Raw genomic sequence first — 15,264 nt, forward strand, 5'->3', positions numbered from 1 at the left:
GCGGGCCAGCAGCGGGCGCGGCGCTGATGATCTCGCGATGGCAACTATCACCGCTCATTGAGCACCTCACCTCGCTTCCTTTTTCTCGCAGGTCGACGACGGGCAGATGAGGATCTGCCGTCGATCACGGGCCGGGCGGCGGCACATCGGATGCCGCGGGCCGAACCCCGCCGACCATGCTACGCCTCGCACCTGAACGAACCCGACCATCGCCGGAGAACCCCTTCCGGTCTCGCGTCACGAGAGCGTCAGGCGGGCCCGTGGCTCCTCGGGCGGCACAGCGGCCAGGAGCCGCCGGGTGTACTCGTCCGACGGCTCGGCGAAGATGCGCCGGGCAGGGGCCGACTCGACGACCTTGCCGTCCCGCAGCACGACCACGTCGTGACTCATCTGCTGCACGATCGCGAGGTCGTGGGCGATGAAGAGGTACGTCAGTCCCAGCTCGCTCTGCAGGTCGCGCAAAAGGTCGAGCACGTGCGCCTGCACAGACACGTCGAGCGACGCCGTCGCCTCGTCGAGGATCATCAGCTCCGGTTCGAGGGCAAGGGCGCGAGCGATCGAGATGCGCTGACGCTGCCCGCCCGACAGCTCGTGCGGGAACCGGGTAGCGAACGCCGCGGGAAGACCGACCATGTCGAGCAGTTCTGCGGTGCGCCGCTCTCGCGCGGCGGCGGTCGACCCGCCGAGCCGATGCACGGTGAGCGGCTCGATGATGGCGTCGCCGACGCTCCGCCGAGGGTCGAGCGAGGCGAACGGGTCTTGGAAGACCACGGAGATCCGCCGGCGCTCGCGCCGCCCGGAGCGCAGCACGTCGCGTCCGGCGAGCGTCGCGGTGCCCGAGTCGGGTCGCACGAGACCCGTCAGCGCATTCGCGATCGTCGATTTGCCCGACCCCGACTCGCCCACGAGAGCCGTCGTGCAGCCGCGCCGCACCGAGAACGACACCCCGTCGACGGCGTGGATGGTACGGCGTCCGGTGGGAGTCGGAATCGTGAACGACACATCGAGATCCGTCACCTCGAGAAGGGACTCGGATGCCGCGGGCTGGGGCGGACCGGCATCGGCCACGATCCGCGGCCGCGCGCGGAGCAGCTCGCGCGTGTAGTCGTCTTCAGGGGCGGCGTAGACGTCTTCGACGGGTCGGTGCTCGCGGGTCCGTCCCTCGCGCAGCACGAGGACGTCGTCGGCCACTTGCCCGATGACGCCGAGGTCATGACTGATCCACACCACGGCGGTACCACGCTCGTTCTGGAGCTCGCGCACGAGGTCGATGATCTGGGCCTGGGTGGTGACGTCGAGGGCGGTCGTCGGCTCGTCGGCGATCAGGAGCGCCGGATCGCAGGCGAGCGCGATCGCGATCATCGCGCGCTGACGCTGCCCACCGGAGAACTGGTGCGGGTAGGCGTCGACACGCTCGTCGGGTCGGGGCAGGCCGACGGCGTCGAGCAGGTCGATCGCACGCGTGCGCGCCGCGCGGCGTGACAGACGGCGATGGGTCTCGAGCGACTCGGTGATCTGCCGACCCACGGTCAGGAACGGGTTGAGCGACGTCGACGGGTCCTGGAAGACGAAACCGACGCGGTCGCCGTGCACGCTGCGCAGCGTGCGCTCGGATGCGCCGACCAGCTCCACGCCCGTGGCATCGATGCTGCCGTCGTCGTTCCGGCGGCGCAGCACGCTCGATCCGCTGACACGGGCCCCCGGGGCGTCGATGAGTCCGGTCGCTGCCAGCACCGACATCGTCTTGCCCGACCCCGACTCGCCCACGATGCCGAGCGTCTGTCCGGCGATGACGTCGAAGCCGAGGCCGTGAACGATCTCCTTCGTTCCGATGGCCACGCGCAGATCGCGCACCGAGAGCACCGGGTGAGCAGCGGCGGTCATCGCGCCCTCCTCGCTTCGATCAGGGTCCGCTGACGCGGATCGAGGATGTCGCGCAGGCCGTCGCCCACGAGGTTGAAGGCGAGCGCCGTGACGAAGATCGCGGCCCCCGGGAAGACGCTCATCCACCAGGCCTGGCCGAGGAAGCCCTGCGCGGTGAACAGCATCCCTCCCCACGATGGCGCCGGAGGCTGCACCCCGAGCCCGAGGAACGACAGCGCCGCCTCGGAGAGGATCGCGAAGGCGAGCGACAGCGACGTCTGAACGACGACGGGACCGGCGATGTTGGGAAGCACATGGCGGGTGAGGATCCACCACCCGGGCGTCCCCATCGTCTGCGACACCTGGACGAACGCAGAGGTGCGCACCGACAGCGCGCTGGCTCGGGCCACCCGCGCGAAGATCGGGGTGTAGACGATGCCGATCGCGATCGTCGTCGTCACCTGGCCCGGCTGGAAGATCGCGACGATCGCGAGCGCGAGCAGCAGCACCGGGAACGCGAACATCACGTCGACGACCCGCATGAGGGCGGCATCCACCCACCCGCCGCGGTAACCCGCGACGGCGCCTATCGCGAGGCCGAGGACGAGCGCGAACAGCACGGCGACCACAGCGATCGTGAGCGAGGTCGACCCCGCCACGAGCACGCGCGAGAGGACGTCGCGACCGAGTTCATCGGTGCCGAACCAGTGGTCGGGGCCGGGGGGCTGCAACGCGCGCGAGACGTCGATGTCGTTGATGCCGAAGGGGGCGATCCAGCCTGACAGCACCGAGAGCAGCACGATGGCGAACAGGCCGGCACCACTGACCACCGTCGTCGGGTTGGACAGCAACAGACGCCAGGCCGGCGTGCGGCCGCGGTCGGGGACGGCGGGTGCCGTGGCGGGCTCGGGGGTGGCGGAGGCATCGATGGTCATGAGACTCGGATCCTCGGGTCGGCGATCGCGTAGAGCACGTCCACGATGAGGTTGACGGCGATGAACATCACAGCCACCAGCAGGACGGCTCCCTGGATGAGCGGATAGTCGCGGGCAGCCACGGCTTCGAAGACGAGACGTCCGAGACCCGGCCAGGCGAAGACGACTTCGACCACGACGACTCCGCCGAGGATCGTCGCGAGCTGGATACCGGCGATCGTCAGAACCGGCACCAGGGCTCCGCGCACGATATGCCGGAATGTCACGACTCGGCGCGGAAGCCCCTTCGACACCGCGGTGCGGACATACCCTGCCGACGCCACGTCGATGACGGCCGCTCGGATGTAGCGGGTCATGATCGCCCCCGCGACCAGGCCGACGGTGAGCCCCGGCAGGAACACCTGTCGCAGCCATCCGCCGGGATCCGTTCCGAACGCGACGTAGCCGCTCGCCGGCAGCCAGCCGAGCGTCACGGAGAACAGCGAGATGAGCAGCATCCCGAGCCAGAAGTCCGGGATCGAGACGCCGAATTGACTGGTGAGCCGCACGATGACATCACTCACGCGTCCTTCGCGCAGCGCCGAGTGGATTCCCGCGGGGACGGCCAGGACGAGGGCGATGACGAGACCCACCAGAGCCAGCGAGACCGTCGCGGGCAGGCGGTCGAGCAGCGTTACGGTCACCGGCTGCCCGTTGCGGAAGCTCACCCCGAGGTCACCCGTGACGGCGCTGCCGAGGTAGCCGAAGAACTGTTCCCACAGGGGGCGATCGAGGCCGGATGCCGCACGCAGGGCCTCGTAGGCCTCGGGCGTGTACCGCGTGCCGAGGGCCAGGCGCACCGGGTCGCCCGGCACGAGCTGGATGAGGGCGAAGACGACGACGGCGACCCCGAGCAGCACGAGCGCCGACGAGAGCAGGCGCACGCCGAGGAACCGGGCGATGCGCGCGGGGCTGATTCTCATGAGGCCTCCTCTCGGACGGACCGTGCTGCTCGAGGTCGTCACCTCAGTCGCCGATCGATGCGTCGTCGAACCGGATGGCGCGGTCGGCACGCGTCTCGTAGCCCGAGACCTGCGGCGACCACACCTGGATGACCGACGGGTTGTAGAGGTAGATGTAGCTGGCCTCGTCGGCGATGATCGTCGCGGCCTGGGCGTAGAGGCCCTTGCGCGCGTCCGGGTCGACCTCGACGCGAGCGGCGTCGAGCAGTCCATCGACCTCGCTGTTGGAGTACTTCTGCGCGTTGCTGGCCCCGTCGGTGTGGTGCTGCGAATAGTAGAAGTCGTCGGGGTCGATGTTGCCGAGCCAGCCCATCATGAGCATGTCGAAGTTTCCGGAGTTCTGCTCGTCGAGCCAGGTAGAGAAGTCGGGCTGGCGGATCTGCACGTCGATGCCGAGCGGCTCGAGGTTCGCGGCGATGATCTGCGCGGCCGTGACGGTCTCGGGATAGTCCGACGTCGCGAGCAGGTCGAGCGTTCCGCCGGTGAAGCCGGCCTCGTCGAGCAGCCCGCGAGCGGTGTCGAGGTCGGTCGAGTACCGGTCGTAGGAGGTGTACCAGACGCTCTGCTCGGGGATCGCGAGCTGGTTCTGCGCGGCGGTTCCGTAGCTGACCGCTTGGACGATCGCGTCCCGATCGATCGCATACGCGATCGCCTGCCGCACCCGCACGTCGCTCCACGGTCCCCGCGCTTCATTCAGGGCCAGGTACCAGTAGTCGCTCGAGGGGGTGAGGCCGAGCTGCACGGCGTCGTCGCCCTGCAGGTCGGAGACCTGCTGCGTCGGCACGACATCGGTCCATTGGATGTCTCCGGCGCGAAGTGCGGCGAGAGCCGTGGCCGGCTCCGAGATGAAGCGGAACTCGACACCGCCGAGCTCGGGTGCACCACCCCAGTAGTCCTCGTTGGCGGCGAGTTCGATGCGGTCGCCGGCCGTGTAGCTCGCGACCGAGAAGGGCCCGGTGCCGATCGGCGCGGTGGTGATGTCGCCCGACTCGACGTTCTCCTTCTTCACGATCGCCATGCCCTTGAAGCCGCCGAGGTTGCTCAGCAGGTTCGGCGTGGGCTGCGAGACGGTGATGACGACGGTGTCGTCGTCGGGAGCGGTGACGTCGGTGACCGCGCTGAACTTCCACGCGTTGGCGAGTTCTTCGTCGATGATGCGGTCGTAGGAGTAGACGACATCCGCACTCGTGAAGTCGGAGCCGTCGTGGAAGGTGACGCCGTCGCGCAGATCGAAGGTCCATGTCAGCTGGTCATCGCTGACTTCCCAGCTCTCGGCGAGGGCGGGCTGCATCTCGAGATTCTCGTCGGGGGCGACGAGTGTGTCGAAGACGTTCTCGAGCACCTCGAACGCGAAGTACGAGCTCGTGCGATGGGGGTCGAGCTGGTCGGGTTCACCGCCGATGGCCGCGACGAGGACGTCGCCTTCGAGGCCGGCGGCGCCGTCGATATCGACGCCTTCGCCCGCGGAGCAACCGGCCAGGGTGAGCGCCGCGACGAGGGTCACGGCGCCGAATGCGGTGCGCTTGTTCATGGTCTGCCTATCGGGTCATCGGTCGGGGCATCATCGCTGGTGCATCATTTTGATGATGATTCGATCAGTATGTGCCACCATGAGGGAGGGCGACAAGCGCACGCCCAACTCGAAACAGAATCTTCACAATCGCCCCGCGAGAGGAATCGCATGACCTTCACCGTCCTGGCACGCGATGGTCGTACGGACCTGATCGGCGCTGCCACGGCGAGCAAGTCGCTCGCCGTGGGCAACGCCGTCATCGATGTGCGGCGGGGAGTCGGCGCGGCAGCGAGCCAGGCATGGACCAATCGGGCGCTGCGGGGCCGACTTCTCGACGCGGTCGCGTCGGGATCCGCAGCGGATGCCGTCGCACTCATCCCCCGCTGGGACGACGAGCCGGCACTGCGCCAGGCCGCCGTTCTGCCGGCGGCGGGCACGGGGGCAGCGCACACGGGTGCGGACACGTCGCCGTGGAGCGGCCACCTCGTCGAGAGTGACCTGATCGTCGCCGGCAACCTGCTGACGGGTGAAGACGTGCTCGGCGCCATGCGAGACGCATGGCTGGCTGGCGACGAAGACCCGACAATCACGCCCGCCCCCGATGCAGCCGCTTTCGCTGCGCGCCTCGTCGCCGTCCTCGCGGCGGGTGAAGCGCACGGCGGCGATCGCCGGGGACGCCAGAGCGCCGCGGTCATGGTGACGTCGTCGGGTATCACCGGCGACGCGTGGGTCGACCTCCGGGTCGACGACCACGACGACCCGCTCGCGGAACTCCACCGGCTCGTGGAGCTGCGCGCGAGCGATCTGCGCCTGGATCTCAGCGCTCGAAAGGCGTGACGGCGCCGAGCACGACCGTGACGTCGTCGTGGCCGTTGGCCCACCAATGCGCCTCGGAGCAGCCGTAGGTCACCGTGTCGCCGGTTGCGAGCCGCACGCGACGCTCGCCCTGCGCGACGATGAGCACCCCGCGCTCGACCGTGACGGTCTCGGTGCCGATGTGGCGGAACGGACGGCTTTCATTGCTGAATCCGACCGGTAGGGTCGACCGGATCAGCTGGAGCATCGATTCACCCCGCGGCGTCAGCAGCTCGCGGACCGACTGCTGATCGGCAGGGATGTCGGCGATCGGCGGCATCCGGTGCCCCTGACCGGCGGCCACGACGGCGAGCTCCCCCGCCGGCTCGTCGAGCAACTGGCCGACCGGCACACCGAGGGCACCGGCGAGCCGATGGATCGACTGGAGCGAGGGATTGCCCATTCCGCGCTCGAGCTGGCTGACGAGCCCGAAGCTCACTCCCGCTTTCTCGGCGAGGGCGTGCACGCTCAGCCCGAGGCGCTTGCGCGAGTCACGGACGGTCGCGCCGAGAGCGCGCACCGCTTGGGCTTCGTCGGTCTCGGGAGGGCGCGTCACGCCTGTCACCCTACCGGCGACGACACCATGCGCCGGGGTGCATCACGACGACAGGGCGCCGGGCCGAGTGGCCAGGCGCCCTGTCGCGAGCGATCTGCGGATCAGCTGACGGCGGCGAGGTTCTTCGCGACGTGCGCGTGCACGGCCTTCAGCCACGAGAGCAGGAACTCGGACGTGGACTCGTTGGTGACGGTTCCGTCGTCGTCGATCAGTCCCTCGGTGAGCTGCAGGTAGCCCTCGGGCTGCGCGAGCTCGGGCGACGCGAGGAACGACAGGATCGAGCGCAGGTGCTGCTGCGCGACAGCCGTGCCCACCGCGCCGACCGAGATGCCGACGACGGCGGACGGCTTGCCTGCGAAGCTGTTGTCGCCCCACGGGCGGCTCGCGGTGTCGAGGGCGTTCTTCAGGACGCCGGGCACCGAACGGTTGTACTCGGGCGTGACGATGATGACGCCGTCGGCCTTCTCGACCGCAGCCTTGAAGTCGGCGGCCTCTGCCGGGATCGATGCGTCGTTGTCGGCCGAGTAGAACGGCAGCGGGGCGATCGGGATCTCGGTGAGCTCGAGGCCGGCCTGCGGGGCGAGCTTGGTGAGCGCCTTGGCCAGACGACGGTTGATCGAGGTCGACGAGATGCTGCCGACGATGACGCCGACGTTGTAGGTGGTCATGGACGAAACCTCCCGGGGGATCGATTCAGTTGCATGCATTCTACCTGGCCGCGAGGCGCTTCTGTCAGAGCGAGAACGGCACGACGAGCGCAGCCCAGGCGAGGAAGGGCCCGAACAGTACGATGACGCCTGAGTACCGCAGGATCCGCTGGTAGAAGGCCGGCGGGTCGACGTTCTGGGCGTTCGCGAGGACGAGCGCCCCGTTGGTCGAGAACGGTGAGACGTCGACGACTTTCGCGGCGATCGCGACCGCCGAGATCGCCATCCCGCCGGCCACGGGGCTGTCTTGGATGAGCGGCAGGAGCATCGGGATCGAGATCGCGATGACCGCGGTCGACGAGGCGAACGCCGACACGACACCGGCCATGACGCAGAGCACGAGCACACCGACGAGCGGCGAGCCGAGGCTGCCGATGCCGTTCGCCACCCACTCGATCGCCCCGGCTTCTTCGACGATGCTGATGTAGGTGATCATGCCCGCGACGAGCAGGATGGTCGACCAGCTGATGCCCTCGACAGCGGCCGTGAGGTGCTTCTTCTCGATGAAGGCGATCACGGTGCCGGCGACGAGCGCCAGGATGCCGATGTCGAGGTGGAACACCATGGCACCGATGGCCAGCCCCAGCAGTGCCAGCAGGGTGAGCACCTGAGCCGGAGTCGTCCGGACCCGCGGGGTCTGGAGCGTCTGCGTGAGGGTGAGCACCGAACCCGGCTCGGCACCGCCGACCGAGATGTTGCCCGTCGCCGGGACGCGCGGTCCGGGAACAGCGCCGCCAGCGGCGCCCCTCACCTCTCCGGCCGTGGAGTACTCTCCCCCGCGCAGGCGGTTCTTCCACGAGAAGAACAGCTGCGTCAGGATCGCGATGAGCGTCGAGTAGACGAACGCCGTCACGAACAGCACCATGGGCGAGAAGCCCGGGGTGTCGCCGACCATCCCGCTGACGAGCAGACCGAGCACCGAGATCGGCGAGAGCGACCCCGCCAGAGCACCGTAGACGACCGTCATTCCCACCGGCAACGGGTCCAAGCCGTGCTTGGCGGCGAAGCTGAGGGCGACGGGTGCGACGAGAGCGACGGCGGCCGGCGGGAAGGTGCCCATGGCCGTCAGGATCGCGGCGACCCCGAAGAGCACCCACGGCACCAGCGCCGTCCGCCCCCGGACGAGCCGGACGCCGCGGTCGACGATCAGGTCGACGGTGCCGTTGAGCTTCGCGACGGCGAAGAGGTAGGTGACGCCCACGATCGTCAGGAACAGGTCCGCCGGGAAGCCCGCGAGCATCTGCTTCTCATCGAGTCCGAGCACGAGCGTTCCGACGAGGAAGGTGCCGATGAATCCGAGGATGCCGATGTTGATCGGCCGTACGGTGGCGATGATGACCATCGCGAACAACGCGAGTATCGAGATGAGTTCTGGTGACATCGTTGTCTCCCAACGGGGGTTGGCGGCAGCCGGCTGTGCTTCGACGAAACCGGCCGCCTATCTGATCATCGGACGAGGAGGGCTTCCTCGACCAGTCCCGACGCGTGATCGGGCAGTTGCTCCAGCGGCAGGGTGACGGAGGCATCCGCCAGCCGCCGCGCCGAGCGGGTGATGCCGACGGCGGGCAGAGCACCGTGTCGGCCGATGCGGGTGCTGACGACGCCCGAAGGCGTGCGGAGCGAAGTGATGTCGGGGGTCCCTCGTCCGGCGATCCTCGACACGACGGTGCCCGGGGTCGCCGCCGCCAGCGTCAGCGCGACACTGCCCGTGATGGCGATCGCCGGGTGGGCCTTGCCCATCGACATCATGGTGACCCCGAAGTCGTGATCGTCGGCGTTGCGGGGCGACACGAGAGCGACTTTCGGCACGGCTTTGAGCGCGGCGGCGGCGGTTGCCGCGAGTCCCATGCGGACGGCCCCCTCACGTCGGATGCCGTCGATGCGCGCGAGCAGCTCGGGTCGCGCGTCGATGTCGGCGGGGGTCTCGAGCCCGGTCAGACCCAGCGCCGACGCCTCGGCGACGACGACGGGTGCTCCCCCGTCGATCAGCGTCACCGGGACGCCGTCGATGTCCTCGAGCGCCAGACCGGACGGCAACAGCCGGCCCGTCGTGCGGCCGGCCGGGTCGACGAACCAGAGCACGACCTCGAGGCCCGCGAACGGGACTCCGACGATGCGCGCGTCGCCCGACTCGTCGAACATGCCGCCGGGAGTAGGGACCTCGGCCACGATCAGCTGGCCGGTGTTGGTATTGAAGATGCGTACGGACGTCCGGTCGCCCTGCGGCTGGAGCCACCCCGCGTGGAGGGCGAACGGCGCGACGGCGGCCGAGCAGTTGCCGCAGTTGCTCGACCAGTCGACGCGGCCGTCGGTGAGTCCGATCTGGGCGAAGGTGTAGTCGATGTCGGCGTCGTCGCGACGGCTTGGCGCCAGGATGACGGCCTTGCTCGTCGTCGAGGTTCCGCCGCCGAGGCCGTCGATCTGCCGCTCATCGGGGCTGCCGTACAGGCGCAGCAGGATGTCATCGACGGGCGCGCCGACACGCTCCAGCTCGTCGCGGCGGAAGACCCAGCACTTGCTCGTCCCGCCCCGCATGAGTGTCGCCGGAATCTCCAACATGGCTGCCTCCTGGGGTATCGGCATCCATGCTCGTCGTCGATCTCGTGCAGGAAAATCGTCCGATGCTTCACACCCGTGAAGAGATGCTTCACCCGCGAGACCGTGGATCGACCGGTGCTGGCGGGGTCGAGGCTGCCCAAGGTGGCACAAGAGGCACGCGAAAGCGTGAAGCTGCGCTTCATCTGCTTTCAGCCCAAAGTCGTTCGGCTGTACGGTGAGGACCGGAAGTGAGGCCCCATGCTCGATGTGCGACGACTTGCTGTTCTGGTGACGATCCTCGATCACGGCTCGCTGACGGCGGCTGCCAAGACACTCGGCTACTCCCCCTCGGCGCTGTCGCAACAGCTTCAGCGCTTGGAGCAGGAGGTCGGTCAGCCGCTCGTGCGCCGTCAACCGCGCGGCGTCGTCGCCACCGAGGCCGGTGCTCTGCTCGCCGGCCATGCCCGATACATCCTGCGCCGACTGCGGGCTGCGGAGTCCGAGCTCGGCGAGCTGGCGGGCCTGCGCCGCGGCCGGATCGCAGTCGGCACGTTTCCCACGATCGGCACCACCCTCATGCCCATCGCGATCAGTCGCTTCCGACGGGACTACCCCGATGTGCGCCTCGACGTGCACAGCGCCCGGTTCGACGAACTCGTCGCCTCCCTGCAGGAGAACACCATCGGACTGTCGCTGCTGTGGGACTACGAGTGGAACCGCATCGACGAGCCCGACCTCTCGATCACTCCCCTCTTCGAAGACCCGACGGTGCTGGTGGTGTCGCAGGACCACCGCCTCGGCCGCACGCGTCACGTCACGATGTCGATGCTCCGACACGAGGAGTGGATCGTGCGCAAGCGCGATCACCCCGTGGCGGAGGTGCTCGAGCGCAGCTGCCGAGCGGCGGGCTTCACGCCAGCCATCGCGTTCGAGGCCAACGACTATCAGGAGGCCCTCGCCATGGTGAGCGTCGGGCTCGGCGTCGCCCTCGCGCCTCGCACAGCCGTCGTCTCAGCGCGACCTGACGTGCGCATCGTGAGCCTCGGCCAGGAGGCGCCCTCGCGGCGCATCGTCATCGCGCACCGGAGCGACCGCGTACGCCCGCCCGGAGAACGCGCGATGCACCAGATCCTCGTCGATGTCGCCCGCGAGCAGCTCGTCGCCGGCTGACCGTCCGCATATGCGAAAACCGGCATCCTGATGGATGCCGGTTTCTCGTTTCGGTGGACGTGGCGAGATAGTGGTCGGAGCTTGCCCCATCGCTACAGCGCGTGGTCACGGCCCACGTGATGATCCCTCGTCGCCCCTGGCCAACCGCGACTTGTCCCGACTTCGTGCAGCGCCTTCCGCTGCCTGTCCGTCGGCTGACGGTGACGGCGCTGGACGACGCTATGAGACCAGGGAGACCCTGGGCCGGGTCACGGACGATCTGGGTGTAGCCGACAGCGGCCCGCGTACCATCTGCGGGAGCGCGACAATCCGTGGGAAAGGACCGGCACCGGTGCAGGTGCTCGAGATCGTCCGCCGCTTGGAGCAGGGCGAGTCGCTGGTGAACAGTGGCGCGTGGGTCGATTTCGATGCGGGCAACGTACGTACGCACCTGCTACGCGTTGGCATTGTCAGGCTGGGCATCCACGGCCGCGAACGGTAGGCGGTGGCACTTTCAAACGTCTCGGATCAGTCTTCAAATCGCTAGGGCGCCAGCCGACCCGTCGTCGGCCACAGCAGGCATGAATCCGTACCGTCCGTCATCAACACGTTTCGTGAAGCGAATGTCGAAAGCATCGGCCCCGAGCGGGTCCAGTGGGTCCGTGTTCTCCACGATGATGATCTGACCGTCGAAGTTGTCCTGAACGTCGCGGTAAAAGGCCCGAACAACGCCTTCGGGTGGTTCATCGCCTCGTTCTGAGGACTGGTCCGGTGGACGGTACGTGACGAGAGGCGAGTCGAGGACTACAAACCCTGGGTGCGGCAGCTCCCGGTCAAAGCAATACTGAGCGAGCGCCAGTGTGAACGCGGCGTGAAGGACGGCACGCACCCCCTTGCCATGGGCCGCACGCTGTTGATCGCCAGCGATGATGTCCAGTTCGCTTCGGTCATACCGAACGGAACCGGCACCTGGATAGCCCCATTCGGCGAGGCGCTTGGAAATCTCGGCCGAGAACTCTCGTACGGCGGTCAGGCTCAGCCCCGCAACCGCGGTCGCTACTTCCGCCTCAGTCTCGTCGGCGATCCGCCGGATCATGTCCTCCAAGGTCTTCACCTGCTCGTAGAGGCTCAAGTGCTTCTCGATCTCGCTGCGCTTGCCAAGAAGTTCGCGGAGGTTTCCCTTCTCGGGGTTCATCCTCGCGTCGAGCTCTTCGATGCCCTTCTGCAGCGCCATGGCGTTTCGACGCGTCATGCTGATCGACGTTCGAAGGGCTTCGGTTCGCGTGTCGAGGCTTTCGATCGTGACGCGGAGGTCATCGAGAAGGCCTTGGGTCTTGCGAGTCTCGGAGTCGACGGAGCGGCCGAAGCTAGTGGAGTCTCCTTCGCAACCTACATTGAGGTGCTGGCTGGCCGGTTCTGCACCACAGAACACGCAAGTCCTCCGTCGGAAATAGCCGAGCAGGTTCCCGGCCTCCGCAATCATCTCCAGGCGCGCAAGATCGCTTTCGTACTGCCGCTGCAGGAGAGCGAACCGCTGGCGGAGCGCCGCGGCGTCCGAGTATTCCGACCGCTGGGCACTGTCCGCCGACTGGAGTTCGTTGTAGTCCCGGAGAAGTTGTCCACGCTGCGCCGCGAGAGTCCCAAGCATCGTGCTGTGGTCGTCGATCGTGCGGTTGAGCTTGCCAAGCTGCGTCATGAGCTCTGCCGGCTCGGCAACGTCTTGAAGCTGCGACTCGAGTTGGCTGAGCATCCTCTCGACGACTTCCTGCCGAGCGCCGCGTAACCGCTTCTGCTCTTGAGCGGAGGGCACCGCCGCTAACGCGGAGTCGTCTTCGCCCGACAGGAGCAGCTTGAGGACCGAGACCTCCTTGGTCTTGTTGACCGGGTTCCCGCTGAGACCAGGCGCTTCTTCAGCTTGCATTTCGGTTTCGCCGATGAGGCACAGGCGTGTCAGGTCGCGAAAGCTGACCATGTTGGTCACGTTCTGCGCGTTCTTCCTCACGTGCCTTTCGTCGAGGCCGACCTGATCGAGGAGGTACCGGGAGATGTTTTTCATGTTCGCCGCGCTGTGCTTCGCCGCGAGGGTCTCGTCCGGAGGGGTCGAGGGCTCGACACGGATATCGGCACGGTAGAGGGAGATGCCGCCGCCGTCCACCGAGCGTGCGAGCGTGACGGGCTCGCCGGTGGGGAGTGCGAGGCCGAGCAGAACGCGGCTGTATCCCTCTCGTTCTGGGATCTCTTTGAGCTGCTTGGCGCCGAGAACGAAGTCGATCGCATCGACGATAAAGGACTTACCCGTATCCGACGGGCCATGGATGACCGTCACGTGGCGGCTAAAATCGACCGAGGCCGGAGTCGCGTTGGTACCGGTGAACGTCAGGTGCGAAAGCGTGAGTCGTGCCATCAGATGTCGTTTCCGCTCTCGTGTTGCATGACCTCAAATTCCTCAGACCAGTGCGAGGATATCTCTCGCATACGTTCGCGCAGACGCACGTCATCGACAGCGCCGACTTCTTCGACGACCCAGTGCGCACGGTCGTGGAGAGCGTGCGCGTAGTCGCTTTCGAGCAACCTGAGGAAGCTCTCGGAGCTCTCGTTCGCCCAGAACTCGATACCACTGTCCTCGGCGGACATCTCGGCGAGGCCAGCCCGGATCATGACATGGAGACCGTCCTCGATGTGCTGCCGTTTCACACCGAGCTCGCCCACTCGTACCGGGATCGGCGGGTGGAGGCTCTCAGGGCCGTCGAGGTCCGCGCTATGGAGCAGTCCGTGGTCGAGGAGCACCAGACGGTTGATATCGAGATGTGCGGGGAATGCTTCGACCAGGATCATCAGCACGCGCATGCCCACTTCGAGCGGGCTGTTGAGTGGATTACTCATTGACGGCTACCCACGTCAGCCTGCCACCGTTGGCCAGTTGATGACAAATGCCTTGACGATCCTGGAGCTTTGATACAGAGATGAGAGCGTGCGCTCCGAGGTCGAGCTGGCCGGACTGGGTGAGCACGGCTCGGAGCCGGTCGAGACCGCTGGCATGGTTGGCTTCTGCCGTGTCAATGACACCGGTGTGGACGTCTTCTTGGAGCAATTCGAACGTGCCGTCCGGTACAGAATCCCGGGCGTACAGGCGCAGTGCCTCCGCAGAATAGAAGGCTTCTCTCTGTCTTTGGAGGTGCGGGCCGTACTTGGCGTGGGAGGCTATTTCGTGCGCATCGGCACCGGATACCGGGTCCTGTTCTTTATACACGTCCACCAGCTTCTTGAGATAGATCGCTTCATCAGGAGCAAGAGCTGTAGGGGTCTGTCCTACGGCCGGCCGGGCGGGCAGAGAGGCTCCGAACCTGTCGGCGTAATACGGGGTCTTGCGATGAACGTCGAGCATCTCGTTGAACTCGAGGGACTGGAAGATCGAGAAGTCCGATGAATCGGCGAGGTCACGAATCGACTGCAGCGACCGCCCATCGTACAACCGCGTTGCTGCGCCCCCCGCGTCGAGCTGTTCGAGGAATCTCCTGCGAAGCTCGGTGGGCTTGCTCAGCAGGCGGTTGAGCGTCTGACCGCATCCCCGCGGAGAGACGAACACATAGCGATCCGGAAGGCAGTAGAAGGCGTCCACGACTCCGTGGAAGAGCTTCAACATCTCCGGGAACGCGTCGGACCAGGTAAGTGATCCGACGTAATGCTTGGCCTGGAAGCAGTCCCATGCTCCCTCAAGACCGTCGTCGGTCTTGAACGCCGCGACGTCTACACCCCGGTCGCCAGAGCCCCCGAGCTGCTTGATCTGTCGGTACGAGACAGCGACGCCGGTCGCCCATTCGGCAATGAACACTTCCCACTCATCGGGCGCGTAAAAGTATATGCGGTGCGCCGGGGGCACGGGCGGTCCAGAGTGCGCCGGTGCCGGGGCGCCAGACGCACCGGGAGCAGGCAGGTCGACGAGTTGTGGTGCGCCCCTGCTGGCGTTCGACTGGGTGCTTACGGACACGCGTGCACCTCCTCGTTCGAGTGTCTCTCCGCAACCTTATGAGACAACGCCGCCTCGCTGCGCGAAGGTCCGACGACGGATCGAGTTATGCTTGCCGCTGTTCGCGATCATTTGTCTGTGTCGTGCCGGAGTCGTCATGCGCAACGTCCAAGTCGGCGA

The 15,264-nt window shown here is 67.1% G+C and carries 13 protein-coding genes; 2 read left to right on the forward strand and 11 right to left on the reverse strand.

Going from position 1 to position 15,264, the window contains the following annotated elements; genetic code table 11:
* Positions 1 to 237 precede the first annotated feature (237 nt).
* The 4 genes from AA0Y20_RS12855 to AA0Y20_RS12870 are packed head-to-tail and all read right to left on the reverse strand — an operon-like array spanning position 238 to position 5,330.
* Positions 238 to 1,884, reverse strand: coding sequence for a dipeptide ABC transporter ATP-binding protein (locus tag AA0Y20_RS12855; protein WP_412939586.1), 1,647 nt, complete (start codon positions 1,882 to 1,884; stop codon positions 238 to 240).
* Complete coding sequence (locus tag AA0Y20_RS12860) at positions 1,881 to 2,798, reverse strand: ABC transporter permease (RefSeq protein ID WP_412939587.1); 918 nt, start codon at positions 2,796 to 2,798, stop codon at positions 1,881 to 1,883. The genes AA0Y20_RS12855 and AA0Y20_RS12860 overlap by 4 nt, the downstream gene beginning before the upstream one ends.
* On the reverse strand, positions 2,795 to 3,760 hold the full coding sequence (locus AA0Y20_RS12865; RefSeq protein ID WP_064954928.1) for an ABC transporter permease: 966 nt from the start codon (positions 3,758 to 3,760) through the stop codon (positions 2,795 to 2,797). Before AA0Y20_RS12865 ends, AA0Y20_RS12860 begins: the two co-directional genes overlap by 4 nt.
* Positions 3,761 to 3,803: 43 nt before the next feature.
* Positions 3,804 to 5,330, reverse strand: coding sequence for an ABC transporter substrate-binding protein (locus AA0Y20_RS12870; protein WP_412939588.1), 1,527 nt, complete (start codon positions 5,328 to 5,330; stop codon positions 3,804 to 3,806).
* A gap of 150 nt (positions 5,331 to 5,480) precedes the next feature.
* Between AA0Y20_RS12870 and AA0Y20_RS12875 the strand changes: the two genes are divergently transcribed.
* Positions 5,481 to 6,149 carry a DUF1028 domain-containing protein gene (locus AA0Y20_RS12875; protein WP_412939590.1) on the forward strand — a complete coding sequence of 223 codons (669 nt, stop codon included), beginning with the start codon at positions 5,481 to 5,483 and terminating at the stop codon, positions 6,147 to 6,149.
* Here AA0Y20_RS12875 and AA0Y20_RS12880 read toward each other — a convergent pair.
* The 4 genes from AA0Y20_RS12880 to AA0Y20_RS12895 form a co-directional block, all read right to left on the reverse strand.
* Complete coding sequence (locus AA0Y20_RS12880) at positions 6,130 to 6,723, reverse strand: helix-turn-helix domain-containing protein (protein ID WP_412939592.1); 594 nt, start codon at positions 6,721 to 6,723, stop codon at positions 6,130 to 6,132. The genes AA0Y20_RS12875 and AA0Y20_RS12880 overlap by 20 nt on opposite strands.
* Before the next feature lie 101 nt (positions 6,724 to 6,824).
* Positions 6,825 to 7,391, reverse strand: coding sequence for an NADPH-dependent FMN reductase (locus tag AA0Y20_RS12885; protein ID WP_412939593.1), 567 nt, complete (start codon positions 7,389 to 7,391; stop codon positions 6,825 to 6,827).
* Between the two features lie 64 nt (positions 7,392 to 7,455).
* Positions 7,456 to 8,811: an SLC13 family permease gene (locus AA0Y20_RS12890; RefSeq protein WP_412939594.1), complete on the reverse strand. Its 1,356-nt coding sequence runs from the start codon at positions 8,809 to 8,811 to the stop codon at positions 7,456 to 7,458.
* 65 nt (positions 8,812 to 8,876) lie between these two features.
* A complete protein-coding gene (locus tag AA0Y20_RS12895) occupies positions 8,877 to 9,989 on the reverse strand; it encodes a PrpF domain-containing protein (protein ID WP_412939595.1) in 1,113 nt (370 codons plus the stop codon).
* Positions 9,990 to 10,226: 237 nt separating this feature from the next.
* Between AA0Y20_RS12895 and AA0Y20_RS12900 the strand changes: the two genes are divergently transcribed.
* The gene (locus tag AA0Y20_RS12900; RefSeq protein WP_412939596.1) at positions 10,227 to 11,138 is read left to right on the forward strand and encodes a LysR family transcriptional regulator; all 912 of its coding nucleotides are present in this window, start codon (positions 10,227 to 10,229) and stop codon (positions 11,136 to 11,138) included.
* Between the two features lie 514 nt (positions 11,139 to 11,652).
* On the opposite strand, the gene AA0Y20_RS12905 is transcribed toward AA0Y20_RS12900, so the two are convergent.
* Genes AA0Y20_RS12905 through AA0Y20_RS12915 form a run of 3 tightly spaced genes read right to left on the reverse strand, consistent with a single transcriptional unit; the run spans position 11,653 to position 14,949 of the window.
* Positions 11,653 to 13,521: an AAA family ATPase gene (locus tag AA0Y20_RS12905; protein ID WP_412939599.1), complete on the reverse strand. Its 1,869-nt coding sequence runs from the start codon at positions 13,519 to 13,521 to the stop codon at positions 11,653 to 11,655.
* The gene (locus AA0Y20_RS12910; RefSeq protein WP_412939600.1) at positions 13,521 to 14,000 is read right to left on the reverse strand and encodes an ABC-three component system middle component 2; all 480 of its coding nucleotides are present in this window, start codon (positions 13,998 to 14,000) and stop codon (positions 13,521 to 13,523) included. The genes AA0Y20_RS12905 and AA0Y20_RS12910 overlap by 1 nt, the downstream gene beginning before the upstream one ends.
* Positions 13,993 to 14,949: an ABC-three component system protein gene (locus tag AA0Y20_RS12915; protein ID WP_412939601.1), complete on the reverse strand. Its 957-nt coding sequence runs from the start codon at positions 14,947 to 14,949 to the stop codon at positions 13,993 to 13,995. The genes AA0Y20_RS12910 and AA0Y20_RS12915 overlap by 8 nt, the downstream gene beginning before the upstream one ends.
* Positions 14,950 to 15,264 lie beyond the last annotated feature (315 nt).

Origin of the sequence: Microbacterium pratiae (assembly GCF_047302165.1) — a bacterium.
Taxonomy (GTDB): Bacteria; Actinomycetota; Actinomycetes; order Actinomycetales; family Microbacteriaceae; genus Microbacterium.